Genomic DNA, 21,729 nt, shown 5'->3' on the forward strand with positions numbered 1-21,729 from the left:
CTAGGTGGAGTTGAACCTAAGCCCCGCATCCGCCGCTGGCAAGCGAAACAGGGGGCGCAAATCCTTGTGCTGCGGCGCAATAGAGATGATTAACTTATCCTCAGTTAATTGACACATTCGCGTCTGGAATGGCCATCTGCGCGGCTTCGGCATCTCGCAGCGCAGCAACCAGAGCGCCCGACAAGCGTTCATCAAGACCGACCGACAGCTGCAAGCCCAGACGACGGGTGAGCCCCAGATCTTCAATCGCAACGAAACCAAGACCTTCCGGTACCAGCGTCCGCGGAGCGATCGTCACGCCCAACCCGGCCCGCACTGCAGCAAAGGCTCGTGCGTCCTGATCCGTGGCAAAGGACGGGCGAAGCCGGATACCACGCGAATCGAGCAGCCCCTGCGCATCCCTGCCCCGCTCGCAATGCATACGCAAAACGAAGGCCTCCCCGTCCAGATCGGCCACCCGCACCGAGCCGCGCCGGGCGAAATCATGGCCGGGCGGGCACACCACCGCCAGCGGATCGTCCCGCACCGGCACCCACCAGCCATCGGCCGCACGATCCGAGATGGTCAAGGCTGCATCCATCCGTCCCAGCCCCACCGCCTCGGCAAGCCGTGGTTCCCGCGCTTCACGGATGGTCAATTCCACCGCCGGCAGATGCCGGTGCAAGGCCTCCGCCAGCCCCAGAACCAGCCCCATCGGCACGGTCGGCAGCACGCCCAGAGTCAACACGCTCTGCTCCAGACCACGCCGCACTTCCTGACGCGCAAGATCGGCATCACGCACGATACCGAGTGCACGCCGATGGAACCGGCGCCCCAGAGCCGTCAGCCGCACGGCGCCGCGCTGCCGCTCCAGCAGTGACGTACCGAGTTCATCTTCCAGCGCCGCCAATCCGGCCGAGAGCGCCGGTTGAGAAACGTTCAGAGAGCGTGCGCCGCCGGTGATGCTGCCTGCCGCCACCACCGCGATCAGATAGCGCAATTGCCTGAGGGTCACGGCGGTTCCTCCATCCAATTTTCAGATCGATAAGATCCAGATAATCCATTTTCCTTAAGTTTAGGCTGCTTTCTATGATGGCGCCAGAGAACGCCCTGGTAACAGGCGCCATCACCGCTCAGGAGGCCCCGGCAATGCGCGAAGATCTGGTGCTGTACATGGTTGAGGAGGGCATCGCCCGGATCACCATGAACCGGCCCGAAGCGCTGAACGCGCTCGACGATCGGCTCAATGATGCCCTGGCCGTCGCCTGGGACCGCTTCGCGGCGGATGATGCGGCGGATGTCGCCGTGCTTTCGGGTGAAGGTCGGGCCTTCTGTTCCGGTGCCGATCTGAAGAGCTTCATTCCGCGCTGGCAGGGTGCCGACATGATGGCGCCGCGCCGCAATGCGCCAACCGGCATCGGCGGCGGGCTCACCCGCGGCCGCCATCGCCTGGTCAAACCGGTGGTGGCGGCCCTGCACGGCCATGTCATCGGTGGCGGGTTCGAACTTGCTCTTGCCTGCGACATCCGCATTGCCGCAGAGGATGCCAGCTTCGGCATCTTCGAGCTGCGCTATGGCCTGCACCAGGGCGATGGCGGGCTCGTGCGCCTTTCGGCCATCGCCGGCATCGGCACGGCGCTCGATCTCACCCTGACCGGCCGACCGGTCGACGCGGCCGAAGCCTTGCGTCTGCACCTGGTCTCCCGGGTGGTGCCGCGCGCTGACCTCATGACCGTCGCGCTGGAGACGGCCGCACGCATCCGGGCCAATGGCCGCACCGCCGTCCGCTCGGCCAAGGAGACCGTGCTGGAACTGATCGGCCGCCCCCTCGACGACGCCCTCAGATTGGAAACCCTCTACGGCTATTCGAGCCTGGGTGATTTTGGCGAGGCGGGGCCCAGGCTCGCCCGCTTTCTCGACAAGACCCCTTCCCGGCAGGATGGAGACCGGTAATGGCAGGCAGACTCGTCAGTCAGGCCGACGTGATACTCGGCCAGAAGATCAAGAGATTACGCCGGCTGCGCGGCTTCAGTCAGAGCGACGTCGCCAACGTCCTGGAGATCACCTTTCAGCAGGTCCAGAAATACGAACGCGGCGTCAATCGTGTGCCAGCCGCAGCAATTCCGGCGCTTGCGCGGTTGCTGAACACCACCGCAAGCCATCTTCTCGACATCGAGTCACCCCGACAGGCCGCCGCCACGGATGATCGCGAAGTGATGGCCCTGCAGGCAGCGCTCTCCACGCTGCCCGAGAACTCGCCAGCCCGCGTGCAATATCTGAAGGCAGTCGCCGCCCTGGCCGCCGCCATTCGCGCAGCAAGCGATGATCAGCTGGCGGCGAACATCACCGACAACACCGGCCGGGTCTCCGCGTCGGGCGTCGGCACCACCTCATCGGTGATCCCCCAGTCCGCAAGGTCATAAACCGCCCCATGGACCGTGCCCCGACCGGTGGCAAAGGTCATCTTGCGGCTCAGCACGTCGTTCCGCCACTGGGCGGCGGCGTGGTTGGCGATGACCTGCGCAAAGGCTGCCCGGCAGGCGGCATTATCGAGCCCGGCCGTATCGACCGCCAGCAGATCGGCCGAAACTGCACTGCTCACACCGGTCTGTACCGCGACATCGAACCAGAAGGCGATGTCGAGCAGAGAGACCTGCCGCCCCGACATATAGCGGCTGAGATAGCCGACCGCCCGGCCGAACCAGGTTGCGAAGGCATGGTCCATCTGAACCGATTTGGCCGCCCCCTGATTGCCAAGGGCGGAGAAATGGCCCGCCCATGGATCAATCAATCGGGTGTTGTTGGCCCCCGTCGAAATTGTCTTCGCCCAGTCGACCGCAGCCTGGCCGCGGAGCGGCAGGGCCTGCATCATCTGATCGTATTCATCCCCGAAGATGCCGGCAATCAGCCCGGGGGCTCTGATCTCGATATCCGAGAACAGCTGCTCCAGCGCCCCTGAGGACAGGGTGAAGCCGAGAATGCCCCAGGTAAGTCCGCCCGAATCGAAGGCCCCCACCGCACCGGTGAAATAGGTGCCCTCGAAGGCGACGGTTGGATTCAGCACCCGGTCGAAGGCGGTGAGCGGCCCCAGCGTCGAGAGGGACTGCCACTCATCCTCGAGAAAGGTGGCGGAGACGGGAAAACCGCTTCCCGTCTGCCAGTCATTCATGGCCCGGGCGCTCGCCGGGCCGAACCGGCCATCGACGACCAGACGCGCCCCTTTCCGGTTCAACAGGGTCTGAACCGCATCCGCCAGCGGGCCCGAAATCATGGCCCGGCCCTGGGTGGCGGTGGAGAAGTAAATCGTCACGGCAGCCGCTCCACGCCTGTGAACCCCTGATGGAAAGCCTACCGCAAAACGCAGAGGCGTCCAATCACCGGGTCGTCACATGATGGCATGCAGCCAAGGGTTATCGCGGTGCCTCGGGCAGAACGTCCAGAACACTGGGCGTACCCGAACCCGCGGCGCCCGAAGCCGGCGGTTCACTCGACGCATCGGGCGTGACGGGTGCTGCAGCGTCGTAAAATTCAACGCGATCACGCGCATCGGTGTAACCGAGTACCCGGCGGACCTGCTCGTCCAGCATATCGGGATCCAGGCTCTCTGCGCGCATGAGAGCCACCTGCTTCTCCAGCCGCTGCCGTTCTGTCCGGGCGTCGTCGAGCTGATGGTTCAGCGCCGCCAGCTGCTGGCGCATCTGCAGCCAGGCCACGACCCCGCGGTCGCCCTGAACCGCGTGGAACGCAAAATAGCTGACCAGGCACCCCCAGAAAATCTGGGGCGCGATCTGGCGCAAGCGGCGCGTTATATCCCTTTGCATCGACATGGGGTGCATGGAATCACGCAGTTGTCACGGCGTCAATCAGCCTTCGTGGCGCAGGCCTCCCCGTCCGATATTTGTCATGGCGCCTGTGGCGCGGTCGCCGCGCCGGCTCATTCCACGGGCTGTCACAAATATGGCTAAATTTTAACCATGTCATGTCATCTGACGGTTTTTTGAGCGAACCCAACACCGTTCGGACACCTGCGCGCCTGTCGCCTTCTACGTAATCTTCCCCGGAGAGAACCGCGGAGACCTGCGGACGGCAGACCGCCGCCTTCCTACCCAAGCATGTTTGGTCCGCTTCTTGCTGCTCTGGCTCATGGATCGGAACAACGCGCCCTACCGGAGGCCGTCAATGAAACTCATCGTCCGCACCATCGCCAGCGGCGCCATTCTCGCCGCAGCCGCCGTCAGCGCCGCCACTGCCGCAGAACCCATCAAGGTGGGCGTTCTGCATTCGCTGTCCGGCACCATGGCGATCAGCGAGACCACCCTTAAGGACACCGTGCTGATGCTGGTGGACGAGGTGAACAAGAGCGGCGGCCTGCTCGGCCGTCCGCTTGAAGCGGTCGTCGTCGATCCGGCGTCGAACTGGCCGCTGTTCGCCGAAAAGGCCCGCGAACTGATCGAGAAGGACAAGGTCGACGTTGTCTTCGGCTGCTGGACATCGGTCTCGCGCAAGTCCGTGCTACCGGTATTCGAAGAGCTGGACGGGCTTCTGTTCTATCCTGTGCAGTACGAGGGTGAGGAAAGCTCGCGCAACGTTTTCTACACCGGTGCCGCCCCCAACCAGCAGGCCATTCCGGCCGTCGAATACCTGATGAGCGAGGATGGCGGGGCGGCCAAGCGCTGGGTTCTGCTTGGCACCGACTATGTCTACCCGCGCACGACCAACAAGATCCTGCGCGCTTTCCTGCACTCCAAGGGTGTCTCGGATGACGACATCATGGAGAGCTATACGCCCTTCGGCCACAGCGACTGGCAGACCATCGTCTCGGACGTGAAGAAGTTCGCCAGCGCCGGCAAGAAGACCGCCGTGGTCTCCACCATCAACGGCGATGCCAACGTGCCGTTCTACAAGGAACTGGCCAACCAGGGCATCGACGCCGCCGACATTCCGGTCGTCGCCTTCTCGGTGGGCGAGGAAGAACTGGCCGGCCTCGACACCGGTCCGCTGGTCGGCCATCTGGCCGCCTGGAACTACTTCATGTCGGTCGATACGCCCGAGAACGCCGACTTCATCAAGAAGTGGCACGCCTTCATCAAGGACGACAAGCGCGTCGTCAACGACCCGATGGAAGCGACCTATATCGGCTTCAAGATGTGGAGCCAGGCGGTGCTGCAGGCCGGCACCACCGACGTCGATGCCGTGCGCCAGGCCATGTACGGCCAGAAGGTCCCGTCGCTGACCGGCACCACCGCGGTCATGAACGTCAACCACCACCTGTCGAAGCCGGTGCTGATCGGCGAGATCCAGGGTGATGGCCAGTTCTCGACCGTGTGGAAGACCGATGGTCCGATCGTCGGCGATGCCTGGTCCGACTACATCCCGGAAAGTGCCAAGCTGACCGCCGACTGGACCTATCCCTGGGTCTGCGGCAACTGCGAGACGCCGAAGTACAAGTGATGCGCTGACATCACGGCGGCTGCGCCGGGCCGGCCCAACCCCGGCATGGCCTGGCGCAGCAGCATCTTCACGGAAAGTCTTCACCGATCGGACGGTGGCCCGTGCCGCCCGATCGCGGAGGACGGGGCTTCGGCTGTCTGCCTGTGGCCGCGGTACGCTCTCCCGCCGCCCGAGACATCACGACCGCCGAAGCCCCACCCTGCCCTTGCCGCCCCGGATCGGCCGGTCAGCTTCACCGGCGGCTCCGCACGCGGTTGCAGAAGACGAGCCCGATGCCCGGACAAGCGATTTCTCCCCGCCGGCCTGCCGGCGGCCCCGCCACGCTGCTGCGCGCCCTCGCGCTGGCGGCGGTGCTGCTGATCCTGCCGTTCGCCACCGGCCCATCCACCTTTTCTCCCGCAGGCGTGGCCGTCGCCCAGACGACCGATGCCGCACCGACCGCGGAAGAGGATGCACAGCTGCGCGCCGCACTCGCCACCGAAGGCAGTGGCTTCGACGGCGCGCTGGCACTGATTCGCGCCCTGGCCGCCACGGGCGATGCCCGTGCCGCCCGGGCGATCGATGCCCTCCAGTCCGGCAATCTCGGCCGCCTGAACGATGGCGGTCTGGTGATCCTGGAAGGTCGCGGCAACGATGCCGGCATGCGCGATCCGGTGACCGGCGAGGATCTCGGCAAGGCCGAACGCGGCCTGGTCGAGCGCATCCGCGTCAACAATCGGGTGCGGGTCGAGGCCCGCGCCGCGATGGGCCTGATCGATCTCAGGGCAAAACGGCCGGAACGGCGCATTGCTGCGGCCGACGGCCTGATCAAGTCTCCGGATGCGGCGGCACTGCCGCTGCTCACCCAGGCGATCGAGACCGAGACCGACGGCCGCGCCCGCGATGCCCTGACCAAGGCGCTGGCCGCCGTGCAGGCCTTCTACGCCGAGAACCCGGAGGAACGCCTTCAGGCGATCGAGACCCTGGGCGACTATGCCGACCCGCAGGTCCGCAGCCTGCTCGGCCGGATCGCCGACGGTACACCGGAAGGGCTCTCCCCGGATGCCGCCCAGGCGGTGAAGGGTGCGGCGATCGATGCGCTGGCTGCCGTGGAAGCCAAGCTCGAAATGTGGGCGCTCGTCGGCAATGTCTATCAGGGGCTGAGCCTCGGATCGGTTCTCGTCCTTGCCGCCGTCGGTCTTGCCATCACCTTCGGCGTGATGGGCGTGATCAACATGGCCCATGGCGAGATGGTGATGCTCGGGGCCTATACGACCTATCTGGTCCAGCAGGGCATCGCGGCCGCGGCGCCGGCCCTGATGCCGGTATCGCTGTTGATCGCCCTGCCCGCAGCCTTCCTGGTCTCGGGGGCCGCTGGTTTCGCGATCGAGCGCAGCGTGATCCGCTGGCTCTATGGCCGGCCGCTCGAAACCCTGCTCGCGACCTGGGGGCTCAGCCTGATCATTCAGCAGGCGGTGCGCTCCATCTTCGGGCCGACCAATCGCGAAGTCTCCAGCCCCGACTGGATGAGCGGCGCTTTCGAGATCGCCGGCGGCATCACGCTGACCTATAACCGGCTCTGGATTCTGGCCTTCTCCCTGGTCGTGGTCGGCGGCGTGGCACTGCTTCTGCGCAAAACGCCCCTCGGCCTGCATGTCCGTGCGGTCACGCAAAACCGGTCCATGGCCTCGTCCATGGGCATCCGGACCGGCCGGATCGACGCCCTCACCTTCGCCCTCGGCTCAGGGATCGCCGGCATTGCCGGTGTGGCGCTCAGCCAGATCGACAATGTCAGCCCGAATCTCGGCCAGGGCTACATCATCGACAGCTTCATGGTGGTGGTGTTCGGCGGTGTCGGCACGCTCTGGGGCACGCTGATCGGCGGGTTCGCCCTGGGTGTGGTGAACAAGCTGCTGGAACCCTTCGCCGGTGCCGTGCTCGCCAAGATCCTGGTGCTGATCGCGATCATCCTGTTCATCCAGAAGCGGCCGCGCGGTCTGTTCGCGCTCAAGGGCCGCGCGGTGGAGGCCTGATCCCATGGCATCGACCACCGAACCCGCCGCCGCTCCCCGCCAGGCCCCGCGCGGCCTGGCACGCGGCCCGCGCCGGCCGATCCTCCTGGCCCTGCTCGGCGATCGTGGCGGGCTGATCTTCATGGGGCTGATCGCGGCCTCCGCCGTGCTGATGCCGATCTCCGCCCTGGTGCTGCCGGCAGAGCATCCGCTGGCGATCCCGTCTTACATGGTGTCGCTGTTCGGCAAGTATCTCTGCTATGCGCTGCTTGCCCTCGCCCTCGATCTGGTCTGGGGCTATTGCGGCATCCTCAGCCTGGGTCACGGCGCCTTCTTCGCCCTGGGCGGCTATGCCATGGGCATGCATCTGATGCGCGAGATCGGCCCGCGCGGCGTCTATGGCAACCCGGTTCTGCCCGACTTCATGGTCTTCCTGAACTGGCAGGAACTGCCCTGGTACTGGCATGGCTTCGACATGGCCTGGTTCGCCATTCTGATGGCGCTGGTCGTGCCCGGCCTGCTCGCCTTCGTGCTCGGCTGGCTGTGCTTCCGGTCGCGGGTGACCGGCGTCTATCTGTCGATCATCACCCAGGCCATGACCTACGCCCTGCTGCTCGCCTTCTTCCGCAATGACATGGGTTTCGGCGGCAATAACGGTCTCACGGACTTCAAGGACCTGTTCGGCTACAGCCTGCAGGCACCCGAGATGCGGGTGGCGCTTTATTCCGCCACCGCCATCGCCCTGGTCGGTGCCTATGCGCTCTCGCGCATCGTGGTGACCTCGAAGCTCGGCAAGGTGCTGGTCTCGATCCGCGACGCCGAAAGCCGGGTGCGCTTCCTGGGCTATCGGGTGGAGCACTACAAGCTCTTCGTCTTCGTGCTCTCGGCCATGCTGGCCGGCATTGCCGGTGCGCTCTATGTGCCGCAGGTCGGCATCATCAATCCGGGCGAGTTCGCCCCCGCCAACTCGATCGAAGCCGTGATCTGGGTGGCGGTCGGCGGCCGCGGCACGCTCTGGGGTGCCGCCCTGGGTGGTATCGCGGTCAACTGGGCAAAGACCTGGTTCACCGGCGCCCTGCCTGAATTCTGGCTCTTCGCCCTGGGGGCGCTGTTCGTTGCCGTGACGCTGTTCCTGCCCAAGGGGCTGGTCGGCCGGCTGCCGGCCTTCCCCACCTTCGGCCGCCGCCGCGAGGCCGTCCCCCCCGCCGCCACGGAGGACCGCGGATGACCGTGCATACCGCCGACCTGCTGGCAGATGCCGGCACCGCACCCGACGGTGGCCGCAGCCCCCGGGGCAGTGCCCTTTATCTCGACGGCGTGACCGTCAGCTTCGACGGCTTCCGGGCCCTGAATGAGCTGTCGCTGGTGGTCGATCACGGCGAGCTTCGCGCCGTGATCGGCCCCAACGGCGCCGGCAAGACCACGATGATGGATGTGATGACCGGCAAGACCCGGCCAGACAAGGGCAAGGTCCTGCTCGACGGTTCGATCGATCTCACGAAGCTCGACGAGGCGCGCATCGCCACCCTTGGCATCGGCCGCAAATTCCAGAAGCCCAGCGTCTTCGAGACCCATACCGTGGTCGACAATCTGGAACTGGCGCTTGCCGGTGATCGCGGCCCGTTTGCGGCCCTCAAATTCCGGCGCACCGCCGACAAGGCCGCGCGGATCGAGGCGGTTCTAGAGGACATCGCCCTCGCCCACCGCGCCCATGAACCCGCGGGCCGTCTCAGCCACGGCCAGAAACAGTGGCTGGAAATCGGCATGCTGCTGATGCAACAGCCGCGGGTGCTGCTGGTCGATGAACCGGCAGCCGGCATGACCGATGCCGAAACCTCACAGACCGCCGTGCTGCTGAAGCGCCTGGCGCAGTCTCATGCGGTGATCGTGGTCGAACACGATATGGGCTTCGTGCGCGATCTGGACTGCAAGGTGACCGTGCTGCACGAAGGCTCGGTGCTCGCCGAAGGCTCTCTCGACCATGTCCAGGCCGACCAGCGGGTCGTGGACGTCTATCTCGGCCGCTGACGGAGGCTTGCACCCATGCTCGACGTTCATGCGCTGGACGTGCATTACGGTTCGGCCCAGGCGCTCAAGGGCGTCTCGATCGAGGCCCGCGCCGGCGAGGTCACCTGCGTGCTCGGCCGCAACGGTGTCGGCAAGACCACGCTGATGCGCGCAATCACAGGCCATCTGAAGCCCTCGGGCGGCAGCATCAAGCTGGATGGCGCCGATCTTGCCGGCCGCGCGCCCTATGACCGGGCCCGGTCCGGCATCGGCTTCGTGCCCCAGGGCCGCGAGGTCTTTCCGCTGCTGACGGTGGAAGAGAACCTGCGCACCGGCCTCGCCGCCCGGCCACGCAAGCTGGAGCGGAAGATCCCGGACGACATCTTCGCGCTCTTCCCCGTGCTCAAATCCATGCTCGGCCGCCGGGGTGGCGACCTGTCCGGCGGCCAGCAGCAGCAGCTCGCCATCGGCCGCGCGCTCGTCACCGCCCCCAAGCTGCTGGTCCTGGACGAGCCGACCGAGGGTATCCAGCCCTCGATCATCAAGGATATCGGCCGGGTGATCCGGCTGCTTGCCCGGGAACGGGGGCTTGCGGTGGTCCTCGTTGAGCAGTATTTCGATTTTGCCCAGGAGCTTGCGGATCGCTTCATCGTGCTGGATCGCGGTGAGGTGATCGCCGCCGGAGACGGGGCAGCCCTCGACGACGACATCCGTCGCCACCTCACCGTCTGATACCGGTAGCCCCCGAAGGTGCAGATTCCCAAAGACGATGCGGCTCGTGCCCGGCGTGCCGCCCTGGATTGCGGCCGTCTGACCCTGGTGATGGGCCCCGCTCCCACTGCCAGGCGTGGCCTGCGCGACCTTGTCCAGCAGGTGCCCTATCGGGCGCTCTTCCCCCATGCGGAACCCGGCGAGCCGCCGATGGTGGTGGTCACCAGCACCTCGGGCGGTATCGTGGGCGGCGACCGGCTGGGGCTGGACGTGACGGTCGAGGACGGGGCCCGGCTGCTGCTGATGCCGCAGGCGGCAGAGCGCGTCTATCGGACGACCGGACCGGTTTCCACGATCGACAATCTGTTCCGGGTCGGTCGGCATGCCTGCTTCGAATGGCTGCCGCAGGAGACGATCATCTACGACCGTGCCCGGTTCGAGCGTCGCACCCGACTAATGCTCGCCGATCAGACCTCTCGCGCCCTGTTCGGCGAGATACTCGTGCTCGGGCGGACTGCCCACGGTGAGAGCGTCCTCAGAGCACGATTGCGCGATGCCTGGGCAGTCGAGCGTGCAGGCAGGCTTGTGCTGGCCGATGCCTTCGACCTGGCAGAGGAGGATTTCGCCGCCGCCATCGCCAGCCCCTCCGCGCTGGGCGGCATGACCGCAATCGCAGGATTCTGCGGAATCGGCAGTCCGGGAGAGACCGCGGGCCAGGCGCTCCGCGACCGGTTGCGGCGGGAACTGGAAGCGGCTGAAGGCCCGGAGCCGGCTTTCGGCACGAAACATGCATCAAATGCAACAGGGTCCGCTGCGGATCCGGATGCCCTCACCCGTCCCATCGTCGGGATCGGTCTCGTCGACGGGTGTCTGGTGGTGCGGATGGCGGGGGGCGATGCCGCCCGTCTGAAGCGGGTTTTCGACCGGCTGTGGGCGGTGGCGCGGGCGGAACTTCTTCATCATCCACCGCGTTTGCCGCGCATCCGTCGCGGCTGAACTGAAATCCGCCCGTCAGAGGCGACAGGTTAAACGATACAGGGAACGGCCAGGGAGCGTCCGCCGCATGCATCTGAGCCCTCGGGAGACGGAAAAACTGCTGATCGCCATGGCGGCCGAAGTGGCGCGAAAGCGCCGTGCCCGTGGCGTGAAGCTCAACTATCCGGAAGCGATTGCCCTGATCACCGATGTCGTGGTCGAAGGCGCCCGCGACGGCCGCAGCGTCGCCGATCTGATGGCGGCAGGCGGTCGGGTGCTCACCCGCGACGAGGTGATGCCGGGCATCCCCGAGATGATCGAACAGATCCAGGTCGAAGCGACCTTCCCCGACGGGACCAAACTGGTCACCGTCCACAACCCGATCCGCTGAGGGGGCCAGGATGACCGACACCACCCCGCCCCGCGCTGCTGCGGATACCCCGTTCTCTCCCGACGCCGAAGGCCTGGCGCCGGGCGCGATCATCCCCGCCGCCGGAGTGATCACCCTGAATGCCGGCCGCCCGACCATAGAGATCGAGGTCGCGAACACCGGCGACCGGCCGGTGCAGGTCGGCTCACACTATCATTTCTATGAGACCAATACCGGGCTCACCTTCGATCGCCCGGCCGCTTACGGAATGCGTCTCGATATTCCCGCCGGCTCGGCCGTCCGCTTCGAACCCGGCCAGACCCGCAGCGTGCGCCTGGTCGCCTATCAGGGCGACCGGGTGGTGCATGGCTTCGACGGTAAGGTGTCGGGCGCGCTCGGCGCCGCGGCACCCAAGGGCGGGGAGGGTTGAACCCATGGCCTACGAGATCGATCGCGTTTCCTATGCCGCCACCTACGGACCGACCGTTGGCGATCGGGTGCGTCTGGCCGACACCGAACTGGTGATCGAGGTCGAGGAAGACCGCACCATCTATGGCGAGGAGGTCAAGTTCGGCGGCGGCAAGGTGATCCGGGACGGCATGGGCCAGTCACAGCGCACCCGCGCCGATGGTGCTGCCGACACCGTCATCACCAACGCCCTGATTCTGGACCATACCGGCATCATCAAGGCGGATGTCGCCCTGCGCAGCGGCCGCATCGCCGCGATCGGCAAGGCCGGCAATCCCGACATCCAGCCCGGCGTCGACATCGTCATCGGCCCCGGCACCGAGATCATCGCCGGCGAGGGACGGATCCTGACCGCCGGCGGTATTGACGCCCATATCCATTTCATCGCCCCCCAGCAGGCGATCGACGCCATCGCAAGCGGCGTAACCACCATGATCGGTGGCGGCACAGGACCTGCGGAAGGCACCTTCGCGACCACCGTCACCCCCGGCCCCTGGCACATGATGCGCATGATCCAGGCGGCTGCCGACCTGCCGATCAATGTCGGCTTTCTGGGCAAGGGCAATGCCAGCCGGCCTGAAAGCCTGATGGAGCAGATCGAAGGCGGCGCTTGCGGCCTGAAGCTGCACGAGGACTGGGGCACCACGCCCAAGGCCATCGACACCTGCCTGACCGTTGCCGACCTGATGGACGTGCAGGTGGCCATCCACACCGACACGCTCAACGAGAGCGGCTTCGTGGAACGGACCATTGCCGCCTTCGCCGGCCGCACCATCCATGCCTATCACACCGAAGGCGCCGGCGGCGGCCACGCGCCCGACATCATGAAGGTGGCCGGGCTCGCCAATGTGCTGCCCTCTTCCACCAATCCCACCCGCCCCTACACCGTGAACACCATCGACGAGCATCTCGACATGCTGATGGTGTGCCACCACCTCGACCCGTCGATCCCGGAAGACGTCGCTTTCGCCGAAAGCCGCATCCGACGCGAGACCATCGCGGCGGAAGACATCCTCCATGATCTGGGGGCCATCTCGATGATCTCGTCCGACAGCCAGGCCATGGGTCGGGTGGGCGAAGTGATCATCCGGACCTGGCAGACGGCCGACAAGATGCGCCGCCAGCGCGGCCGCCTGGCGGGCGAGACCGGCGACAACGACAATCTCCGTGCCCGTCGCTATGTCGCCAAATACACGATCAACCCGGCCCGCGCGCACGGCATCGATGCCGAAGTGGGCTCGGTCGAGGTCGGCAAGCTGGCGGATCTGGTGCTCTGGAAGCCGATGTTCTTCGGCGTGAAGCCGGACATCGTGCTCAAATCCGGCAGCATCGCCTATGCGGCGATGGGGGATCCGAATGCCTCCATCCCGACGCCGCAGCCGGTGATCTACCGGCCGATGTTCGGGGCGATGGGCGCCGCGCGGACGGCGTCCTGCCTCACCTTCGTCTCTGGGGCCGCTCTTGCCTCCGGCCGTCTTGAGGCAATGGCGGGCGGCCGGCGGCTTGCGGCCGTGCGTGGGACCAGGACGGTCACCAAGGCGCAGATGGCGCTCAACGACGCCTGCCCGGTGATCGAGATCGACCCCGAAACCTATGAAGTCCGCGCCGATGGCGAGGTGCTGACCTGCGAGCCGGCCGAGGTCCTGCCGCTCGCCCAGCGCTACTTCCTCTTCTGACACAGATTTTCCAGGGAGACACACCGAAAGATCACCGATCAAACCCCCCGTCCCGATGCACGATCCGCATGCGACAGCCGCATCGCGTCGCCACGCAGGAGACCGGTTCCCATGAAGATGACCCAGCTTTCCGCCACGGCCGCCGCCGTCGAGAAGATCACGCCCCTGGTTCCCGAAGCCCCTCAGTCGGTCATGCCCAGGGCCGTGCAGGTGGTGACTGCTGCTTTGCCGGTTCTGGGCCCGGATGCCGCCTGGGGCACGATCACCCTGCCGCATGCCGACCGCCATCGCCGGCGGATCCGGCTTGCCACCGATGACGGCCGCGCCTTCCTGCTGGACCTGCGCGAGGCGGTCAGGCTGGCCGATGGTGACCGGCTGATGCTGGACCAGGGCGGCCATGTCGTGGTCCGGGCGGCACCCGAAGCGGTGATTGAAGCCGAAACTGCGGATCGGCGGGATCTCGTCCGCATCGCCTGGCATCTGGGCAACCGGCATGTGCCGCTGGCCGTTACCACCCATATCGTCACGCCGCGGCTGCGCATTTCCCGCGACCTGGTTGCCCGCGACCTGCTCGGCCGGCTGGGGGCGCATCTGACGGAGACCGTCGCCCCCTTCGATCCGGAACCGATCCTGGGGGCCGCCGGCATCGCGGCGGGGGATGAGCACGGTCATAGCCATGGGCATCACGATCACGGGCATCATGACCACGGCCATGCCATGAAGGCGAGCGCCGCCGTCGATCTGGTCGGCGGCACCGGTGCCGACACCGCCCGTGCGGCCTGGCAGATCGGCAACCGCCATCGGCCGGTGCAGGTGGTGGACGGCTGGCGGATCCGGGCCTCGGATGAACCGCTTGTCCGCCGGATCGCCGCCGCGCTGGGGCTGCGTGTTCTGCCGGCGGCAGATGCCTTCGAGCCTGAACCCGGTGCCTATGCCGATCACGGCCATCACCACTGATCCCGCCATGACCGCCGAAGGACAGGCCCTGCTCTACGGATGGCCGGACGGACCCGCAGCTTGTGCAGTCACGACCGACGTGCAGGGCCTCCACCAGCTGCTCGCCTGGACCAGCCCCAGCTTCCCCATCGGTGCCTTCAGCTACAGTCACGGGCTGGAGCAGGCGGTCGAAGACGGCACGGTCGGCACGGCAGAAACGCTCGCTGCCTGGATCGACGGCGTCCTGCGCTTCGGGGCCGGGCGGACGGATGCCGGTTTCGCTGTGCGCGCCGCCCGCCAGGCCCGTGCCGGCGACATGGCCGGGCTTGTGGAAACCGCCATCGTCTCGTCCGCCCTGGTCCCCGCCGGCGAACGCGCCTTGGAGGCACGCCAGCAGGGACGGTCGTTCCTCCATGCGGTTGCCCGTGGCTGGGCGCTCGACAAAGCCGCGGACCTGGCGGCGCAGCTCGACGCTGTGGAGGTTCCCGTCACCCTGCCGGTTGCGGCAGGGGCCTGCGGCGGATGGGCCGGCCTGCCCGAAGACATGCTGATCGAAGCCCTTGTCCACGCCTTTGCCGCCAATCTCGTCTCGGCGGGCGTCCGGCTGGTGCCGCTGGGGCAGACCGATGGCCAGCGGGTGCTGGCGGCGCTGGGGCCTGTGATCGGTGCCGTGGCCACCGCCGCCCGCGCCAGGCCGGAGGCCGCTCCCGGCGGGGCTGCCATTCTTGCCGACATTGCCGCCCTTCGACACGAAACCCTCTATTCCAGGCTGTTCCGCTCATGACCACACTCTCCCCCGCGCCCATCCCGCTCACCCCCGAGCGTAGTTCCAGGCCCTTGCGCATCGGTGTCGGCGGCCCTGTCGGCTCGGGCAAGACCGCCCTTCTCGAAGTGCTCTGCCGCAGGCTGCGCGACAGCTATCGCATCGCGGCGATCACCAACGACATCTATACCCAGGAAGACGCGCAGATCCTGACGCGGGCCGGTGCGCTGGCACCAGAGCGGATCATGGGAGTGGAGACCGGCGGCTGCCCGCATACTGCGATCCGCGAGGATGCGTCGATCAATCTCGCAGCGGTGGCGGAGATGAGCACCCGCTTCCCCGATCTGGAGCTCATCTTCGTCGAAAGCGGCGGCGACAATCTGTCGGCGACCTTCTCGCCCGAGCTTGCCGATATCACGGTCTATGTGATCGATGTGGCGGCGGGCGAGAAGATCCCGCGCAAGGGCGGCCCCGGCATCACCCGATCGGATCTGCTGGTGATCAACAAAGTCGATCTGGCCCCCCTGGTCGGCGCCGATCTCGGGATCATGGAGCGGGATGCCGCCCGCATGCGCGGCCGCCGCCCCTTCCTGTTCACCAATATGAAGAGTGGCGCCGGCGTCGATGCCCTGATCGCCCGCCTGCTGGACCTGGGCGGGCTGGACGATCGGCTGGGCGTGTCGTCTGCGGCACCGCTGGATGTCGCGGCGGCCAGAGCCGAGGCCGCTGCCTGATACGGATCAGAGCCGGACGACGCCACCACGGCCGGGCACCGGGACATGCTCGTCCGGCTGGAGTGTGGTGCGCGGCCCCATTGCGGCCTGGGTCGACCAGAACCCCCGCAGATAGACGAGAAGCGCCGTCACCGTCGCGAGTTCACCCGGCGTGAAGACGGCCGAGTAGACGGCGCTCGCCGCCAGCAGGAACAGCACATAGTCGCCGAGAGCCGCTGCCATGGCCTCGGCACGCGGGTCGGCGAGCTGCCGCTCGGGCGCCCGCGCCCGCCGGCCATAGGCGTCGCGCAGCCCCGCAACATAGAGACCAAAGATCAGCAGCGCCCCGACCACGCCATATTCAAAAACGATGCCGACCCAGCCGATATCGGCCAGATAAAAGTGATCGGTGCCAAACAGGTCGAAAAGCGTCACCGCGCTGAAGCGGGTGATCGACCCCACGCCGAAGAGCCAGCGCCAGACATCCGCCAGCATGTAGTCGAATGCCAGGGACAGCGACCGGGCCCGGATCGAGAGCGAGTTGCCGAGGCTCTTCTCCAGGGCCTCGACCGCCGGGATCAGAACCGTGATCGCCAGCACCAGCACACCGATCCCGAGCCCCAGCGTCACCAGCGATCGGGGCAGCTTGGGCAGATTGCGGTAGAGCACCCAGGCGCTGATCAACAGCAGAGCCAGAATGCTGATCCGCTGCTTGAAGATGAGCACCATCGTCATCAGCCCGGCCAGATACAGCGCCACATAGAGCAGCCGCGGCGAGACGCTCATCCGTCGAACGAGATAAAGCAGCGAGAGCACACCGAAGACCATCGGCATATAGATCCGGTAGCCACGCTCCAGTTCGTACATGAACAGCTTGCTCTGGGTGGCATCCACCGCATAGTGCGTGCGGGGCACGATCAGCCAGAGCAGCCACATCAGCAGGAAGGTCGCCACACCGAAAGACAGAAGGATCCGGCGCAGCAGATCCGGCGACGGGCGCAGCAGTGCCAGCGTCGAGAGCACGCTGAAATAATAGGTGATCGGCCAGACTTTGATCGTCGTGCCGAACGCGTCGATAAAGGCATTGCCCAGCCAGAGCATCGACAGGGCCGGGGTAATCCCGATGACATAGCCGAGCACGATGGCATAGAGCGGATGATGACGTCCGCTCAGCCGGAAGGCGCCGTGGAGTGCCAGCGGCAGGGTCAGAAACGGCCAGGCCTTCGAGAGATAGTAAAATGGTCCCGCATCGATGAGGTAATGGAAGACCTGCCCGAACATCGGCAGTGCCGCGACGAGCAGCAGGATCTCCATCCGGCCGGTCGATCGGTCCGTCGCCCCGGAACTGGCAAGGACCCTCTCTGCCAGATCGGCGGAGACATCCCCATCGACAGCGAGGCCGGGCGCCACGACCCGGCCGCGACGGCGCGACAGAACCGCCTTCTTTCCGCCGCCGGTTCTCACGACGGTCGCTGCAGAATGCCGCGGCCACCAAATCGTGCGCGGATGATGATACCGAGGATGGGCAGGCTCTCGTGAAATACCCGGCGGAAATGGCCCACCGGCGACAGCATCAGACGCCAGCCGCCTTCAAGGCCGAGCTTTCGAACCCAAGCCGGTGCGCGACGCACCAGTCCGGTGACGAAAAGCAGCGAAGATCCGATGCACAGACCCGTGCCAACCGCCCCTCCTGCGTCGGCGATGCGCCGGGCAAGCAGCTCGGATTGTGGCGAGCCGACCGCAATGAAGACATATCGTGCCGACCGCGCTTTTACTGCCTCCACCGTGGCATCCACTGCGGCTGCATCACGAATGAAACCCATGGGCGGCACGTATTGATGAAGGTCGGTCAACCCGAACTGGCGGCGAAGTTCAGTCATCAATCGATCATCACCGCCGACGACCATGACTCCGTCGTCGGGCCGGATATGGTGATGGAACAGTCGGCCGGTGACATCGGCTCCCGACGCATGCGGCAAGGCCTGCCCCAGGACAAGGCGAGAGAACCGGCGCACCACATTGCCGTCGGACAGAACCAGCCACGCACCAGCATAGGCCCGCTCGAACTCCGGAGCTCCTCGGGCAAGCCGAACCATATGTTGGGCGTTCGGAGTGACCACATAGGCAAAGCCGGCATCGGGATCGCGTGCTGCGATGGCGGCCGCAGCCGGATCGCAATCGAGATCGCTGATCTCGAGCCCGAGAAAGTCGATCCGCGGCACCGCAGCCGGCGTGGAGGCGGTCTCGGCGGTCATCCGGTCGTGCCTCCCTGCGCTAGAACGGCGTGTTCTTCGTCGTGTCGTTGCGGGTGATCGAATACTGGAAGACCCGCTGGAACGGCACGACACCCTCGATGAACTGCGCGACCCACAGATTGACCTCTGCAATCCGGCTGCGCGGGACGAAGATGATGTCGCCCTGCACGATCGGAATGTCGATCAACCGGCCTTCCAGAAGTCCCCGCAGATCGACGGTGCGCATCATCGGTCGATCCTGCGGGTCTCGTCGGATCAGCACGATCTCGTTCATCCGGCCATTGGGCGTTATTCCACCGGCCAATGTCAGGGCCTCGGCGACGCCGATCCGTCCGACGATGCGATATACACCGGGCGCACGTACGTCGCCGCCGACATAGACCCGGGCCGAAATGGCATCGTCGACGGCCACGTTCACGTCCGGGTCTCGCAGGATGCGCGTCGACTGGCCGGCCACACGCTCGGAGGCTTGGGCCGGGGTCAGGTCGGCCACCAGCACCTCACCTGCAGATTTGAGCGAGACATAGCCGTCAGGCCGGACCGTAACCTCTTCGTCGAACTCCGGCGTTCGCCAGAAACCGACCTTGAGCTTATCGCCCTCTCCAATGCGATAGGGCGGCAGCTCGTCGGTCCAGTCGGCAAAGGCGATCGGATTATAAGTGCCGGACGCGAAGGGCGAATCCGCCGCGACCGGACGAATGGCCTGGCCGGTCTCGCAGGCGCCAAGCATCAGCACGAGCCCCATGGCAGCCAGAAGCCGCCCCCAGTTCCCTGCGATCCGCATCACAGCCATCGATAGATCGCCCTCGGAATGTGGAATCGGCGGCCGGTCACCACGGCTCCAAGCATGTCTCCACCGGCATCCAGAATCTGGTCCCGGGTGTGGCTGGCGACCGGCGCACGGGTATGTTCAGCCCGCACGACAAGGATGGAGCCGTCGACCACCGGCGCAAGCCGCAAGGCAACAAAGCTATTGCGGGTCGCCGGTGCATCGACGATGACGAAGTCGTAGCGGCTGGCAAGCCCCTCGATCAGCACCCCCAACTCACCCACCTCGGTACGCATGCGCCCCAGCGTCGAACCCGCAGCATCCACGGTCACGTCGAGGCGGGGAATCCGTGTCGGCGCGGCCCGGATACCATCGACGCCCAACTCAACGGCATCTCCGGCGCGCAGTGCGCCAGCCTGGCCATTTCCGTCACGATCGAGATCTACCAAAAGCGTCCGCCGGCCATGCCCTTCCGCCAGTTCGGTCGCCAGCGCCCTGGAGAAACCCTCACGGTTTTCAGTTTCGCCTGAGGAGACCACCTGAATGGACCGGAGCGACTGCCCATCTTCCCGTCCCGCAAGCAGGCGTCCGACAAAATAAATCATCTGCTCCTGGGCGCCACCACCCACGAAACCGCCTGCTTCGTTGAAGGTGGCCAGAACCGGCAGTCCGAGGCCGCGCTCGATTTCAAGCGGCAGGAGATACACCCTGCGGTTCCAGGCAGCTGCCAGACCTGCAACAGCGGCAAGGAGCAGGCCACCAAACAGGCCGGCCGCCACCAGATTGGTTGCCTGGCTGCTTCCACGTGCAGGCGCATCGGCATATTCGACCACACGCACATTCGATGCCCGTTCGGCAGCCGCAGCCTCTTCCAGACTGGCCGTTTCTGCGCGTTCCCGTGCCTGACGGTAGAGCTTGTCGACGACGTCCAGGCTGCGCGTCAGGTCTCCGATCACCTGTTCGCCCTCTCGCAGCTCGGCAATGCGCGTGCGGGCAACGTCACGCTGACGCTCCAGCTCTTCCAGCTGACGGGCCGTCGCCTCCTCTTCCAGCTGAATCTGGATGAGATGGTTGGTCAGAAAGGCGATGGCGGGATTGCGAACGGTCCGGTCGGCAAAATAGACCGGCCGTTCCTTCTCCTGAAACTGCTCCAGCGTCTTGATCTGGCGCTCGATTTCCTGCAGGCGCGGATGGTTGTCCTGATAGCGCGCCCGCAGCTGGTCCCGTTCAAGCTGGAGTTTGATGCGGGCATTTCGCGCCTCGTCATTGTCGGTACGGTTGGTCCGTTCCGTGAAATCGAACACCCGTTCCGGAAGCTTGGCCAACCGCTCCTGCGCATTCGCCACCTCGATGCGCAGCGCTTCTCGCCGCTCCATCACATGGCGCCTGCGTTGAATGATGCTATCCTCCTGGTTCACCGCCAGAAGGATCTCCTGCTCCAGATTCAGGACCTTGTACTTCGCCTTGGCAGTGGCCAGGTTTCGCTGCAGCTGGTCGATCTGCTGGCGAAACTTCTCAGCTTCCTCTTCCAGGAAGGGCGATCGCGGATTGGCATAGATGGAACCGCGTCGCGCCAGATAGGCCCGGATCAATTCATCGACCGCCCTGATCGCCACAGCCCGATCCTGATGGGAAAATGCCACGAGCACCAGATTGGAACCGCTCTGCGCGGTGATCCGGAAGCGCGCCTCGGCCAGGTCGGTGGCGCGTTCGACCAGTTGATCCTCGGAGTCAGCTTTGCCGAAACCCAGCGGTCCCTCGCCATCAAGCCGAGGAAACAGGGTCTGGACCCCCACCTTGCGCACCATTTCACGGATCAGGGTCCGGCTGCGGAGAATGTCGACTTCCGACTCCGTCGCCCTCAAGCCGTCGATGGACAGGATGGACGGGCGTTCGACAAGGTCCTGATTTCCGGACTGCTCGGCATTGAACAGGACAAGAAGCCGCGCTTCCGCCTCGTACCGGATCGGGCTGAACCACGCCGCCACACAGGCACCGATCACGGTCACCAGGAACACCGCGATCATGGCCCTGCGATGATAGGAGGCGACGATCAGCAGGTCGCGCAGGGTATATGCCCCCTGTCCCGTGCCCTGCCTCTGCCGTCGCGCAGCCTCGTTCCCTGTCACGAGCGACATTCGACACCTGCCCAGCTGAGGTCGTGGTATCTGGTCTCGATATACAGACGCTGAACCACCTGCCAGATCTCGCTCGTGCGATCCGGACAATAGCTCATCGCTGCCGAATGAGGGTTTCCGGCCCAATCTTTGGGAATGTTCAAGGTCACCTGATATCCACCAAGAAATTTCTCCGGCTCGGAGGCCCACCATCCAAAAGGCAGTTCGCGTCGGAAGTATTCGCGGATTTCATAGAGCGGATCCAACTGTCGACTTGCCCTCATGGCTGCGACCGAGGGGTCATCCTCATCCGCACGGAGTTCCTGACCGAAAGCCGCCGGACCGGCAAGAACGGTGAATACGATCGCGCTAAGGATCCGCCTGCCCGCCCGGTGTCCCAAGACGTCCTCTCCAGAGACTTTCCGCAGTCTGACGCGGCCAAGAGATCGACGACAACCGGCGATAGAGCGGACGCTGCAGCCTTCGAACTCGCTGAGCACAGCATATTTGCCCCGCGCCACGACTTCAAGCACGCCTTGTGGCCACGA

General features: G+C 65.8%; 22 protein-coding genes. 14 read left to right on the plus strand and 8 right to left on the minus strand.

The annotated features are described in order from the left end of the window. Positions 1-100: 100 nt before the first annotated feature. On the minus strand, positions 101-994 hold the full coding sequence (locus tag TMO_RS08635; RefSeq protein WP_014745235.1) for a LysR family transcriptional regulator: 894 nt from the start codon (positions 992-994) through the stop codon (positions 101-103). A gap of 134 nt (positions 995-1,128) precedes the next feature. Here TMO_RS08635 and TMO_RS08640 point away from each other — a divergent pair, with 134 nt between their 5' ends. Both TMO_RS08640 and TMO_RS30335 read left to right on the plus strand, forming a co-directional pair. After that, positions 1,129-1,932 (plus strand): enoyl-CoA hydratase/isomerase family protein, encoded by an 804-nt coding sequence (locus TMO_RS08640; RefSeq protein WP_014745236.1) that lies wholly within the window; start codon positions 1,129-1,131, stop codon positions 1,930-1,932. Beyond that, entirely contained in the window at positions 1,932-2,402 is a 471-nt protein-coding gene (locus TMO_RS30335; protein ID WP_081598830.1) for a helix-turn-helix domain-containing protein, read from the plus strand. The genes TMO_RS08640 and TMO_RS30335 overlap by 1 nt, the downstream gene beginning before the upstream one ends. On the opposite strand, the gene TMO_RS08645 is transcribed toward TMO_RS30335, so the two are convergent. Further along, positions 2,306-3,289 carry a hypothetical protein gene (locus tag TMO_RS08645; protein ID WP_014745237.1) on the minus strand — a complete coding sequence of 328 codons (984 nt, stop codon included), beginning with the start codon at positions 3,287-3,289 and terminating at the stop codon, positions 2,306-2,308. The two genes, TMO_RS30335 and TMO_RS08645, sit on opposite strands and share 97 nt — an antisense overlap. A 100-nt stretch (positions 3,290-3,389) precedes the next feature. After that, the gene (locus TMO_RS29250) at positions 3,390-3,776 is read right to left on the minus strand and encodes an FtsB family cell division protein (protein WP_014745238.1); all 387 of its coding nucleotides are present in this window, start codon (positions 3,774-3,776) and stop codon (positions 3,390-3,392) included. A gap of 382 nt (positions 3,777-4,158) precedes the next feature. On the opposite strand from TMO_RS29250, the gene urtA reads away from it, so the two are divergent. From urtA to ureG, 12 genes are all read left to right on the plus strand, one after another. Further along, the gene (gene urtA / locus TMO_RS08655) at positions 4,159-5,430 is read left to right on the plus strand and encodes an urea ABC transporter substrate-binding protein (protein ID WP_014745239.1); all 1,272 of its coding nucleotides are present in this window, start codon (positions 4,159-4,161) and stop codon (positions 5,428-5,430) included. Between the two features lie 272 nt (positions 5,431-5,702). Further along, positions 5,703-7,442 (plus strand): urea ABC transporter permease subunit UrtB, encoded by a 1,740-nt coding sequence (gene urtB / locus TMO_RS08660; protein WP_014745240.1) that lies wholly within the window; start codon positions 5,703-5,705, stop codon positions 7,440-7,442. 121 nt (positions 7,443-7,563) lie between these two features. Beyond that, positions 7,564-8,649: an urea ABC transporter permease subunit UrtC gene (gene urtC / locus TMO_RS08665; protein WP_228382306.1), complete on the plus strand. Its 1,086-nt coding sequence runs from the start codon at positions 7,564-7,566 to the stop codon at positions 8,647-8,649. Further along, positions 8,646-9,449 carry an urea ABC transporter ATP-binding protein UrtD gene (gene urtD / locus TMO_RS08670; RefSeq protein WP_014745242.1) on the plus strand — a complete coding sequence of 268 codons (804 nt, stop codon included), beginning with the start codon at positions 8,646-8,648 and terminating at the stop codon, positions 9,447-9,449. The genes urtC and urtD overlap by 4 nt, the downstream gene beginning before the upstream one ends. Positions 9,450-9,464: 15 nt before the next feature. Beyond that, positions 9,465-10,160: an urea ABC transporter ATP-binding subunit UrtE gene (gene urtE, locus TMO_RS08675; RefSeq protein WP_014745243.1), complete on the plus strand. Its 696-nt coding sequence runs from the start codon at positions 9,465-9,467 to the stop codon at positions 10,158-10,160. 18 nt (positions 10,161-10,178) lie between these two features. Beyond that, positions 10,179-11,135, plus strand: a complete 957-nt coding sequence (locus TMO_RS29255; RefSeq protein ID WP_014745244.1) for an urease accessory protein UreD — start codon at positions 10,179-10,181, stop codon at positions 11,133-11,135. A gap of 67 nt (positions 11,136-11,202) precedes the next feature. Continuing rightward, complete coding sequence (locus TMO_RS08685) at positions 11,203-11,505, plus strand: urease subunit gamma (RefSeq protein ID WP_014745245.1); 303 nt, start codon at positions 11,203-11,205, stop codon at positions 11,503-11,505. Between the two features lie 73 nt (positions 11,506-11,578). Next, on the plus strand, positions 11,579-11,914 hold the full coding sequence (locus TMO_RS08690; RefSeq protein WP_041605781.1) for an urease subunit beta: 336 nt from the start codon (positions 11,579-11,581) through the stop codon (positions 11,912-11,914). A 4-nt stretch (positions 11,915-11,918) separates the two neighbouring features. Next, positions 11,919-13,628, plus strand: a complete 1,710-nt coding sequence (locus TMO_RS08695) for an urease subunit alpha (protein WP_014745247.1) — start codon at positions 11,919-11,921, stop codon at positions 13,626-13,628. Positions 13,629-13,739: 111 nt separating this feature from the next. Then, positions 13,740-14,585 carry an urease accessory protein gene (locus TMO_RS29260; RefSeq protein ID WP_014745248.1) on the plus strand — a complete coding sequence of 282 codons (846 nt, stop codon included), beginning with the start codon at positions 13,740-13,742 and terminating at the stop codon, positions 14,583-14,585. Between the two features lie 7 nt (positions 14,586-14,592). Continuing rightward, positions 14,593-15,348, plus strand: a complete 756-nt coding sequence (locus tag TMO_RS08705) for an urease accessory protein UreF (protein WP_014745249.1) — start codon at positions 14,593-14,595, stop codon at positions 15,346-15,348. Continuing rightward, positions 15,345-16,061, plus strand: a complete 717-nt coding sequence (gene ureG / locus TMO_RS08710; RefSeq protein ID WP_051045334.1) for an urease accessory protein UreG — start codon at positions 15,345-15,347, stop codon at positions 16,059-16,061. The genes TMO_RS08705 and ureG overlap by 4 nt, the downstream gene beginning before the upstream one ends. A 6-nt stretch (positions 16,062-16,067) precedes the next feature. Here the strand turns inward: ureG and TMO_RS08715 are convergent, their stop codons facing one another. From TMO_RS08715 to TMO_RS31640, 5 genes are all read right to left on the minus strand, one after another. Continuing rightward, positions 16,068-17,354 carry a hypothetical protein gene (locus TMO_RS08715; protein ID WP_051045335.1) on the minus strand — a complete coding sequence of 429 codons (1,287 nt, stop codon included), beginning with the start codon at positions 17,352-17,354 and terminating at the stop codon, positions 16,068-16,070. A 146-nt stretch (positions 17,355-17,500) separates the two neighbouring features. Continuing rightward, entirely contained in the window at positions 17,501-18,295 is a 795-nt protein-coding gene (locus TMO_RS08720; RefSeq protein ID WP_014745252.1) for a WecB/TagA/CpsF family glycosyltransferase, read from the minus strand. A 19-nt stretch (positions 18,296-18,314) separates the two neighbouring features. Next, a complete protein-coding gene (locus TMO_RS08725; RefSeq protein ID WP_051045336.1) occupies positions 18,315-19,088 on the minus strand; it encodes a polysaccharide biosynthesis/export family protein in 774 nt (257 codons plus the stop codon). Then, on the minus strand, positions 19,079-21,202 hold the full coding sequence (locus tag TMO_RS32130) for a GumC family protein (protein ID WP_041604882.1): 2,124 nt from the start codon (positions 21,200-21,202) through the stop codon (positions 19,079-19,081). Before TMO_RS32130 ends, TMO_RS08725 begins: the two co-directional genes overlap by 10 nt. After that, positions 21,190-21,714, minus strand: a complete 525-nt coding sequence (locus tag TMO_RS31640; RefSeq protein ID WP_187297821.1) for a hypothetical protein — start codon at positions 21,712-21,714, stop codon at positions 21,190-21,192. The genes TMO_RS32130 and TMO_RS31640 overlap by 13 nt, the downstream gene beginning before the upstream one ends. Positions 21,715-21,729 lie beyond the last annotated feature (15 nt).

Origin of the sequence: Tistrella mobilis KA081020-065 (assembly GCF_000264455.2) — a bacterium.
Classification (GTDB): Bacteria; Pseudomonadota; Alphaproteobacteria; order Tistrellales; family Tistrellaceae; genus Tistrella; species Tistrella mobilis.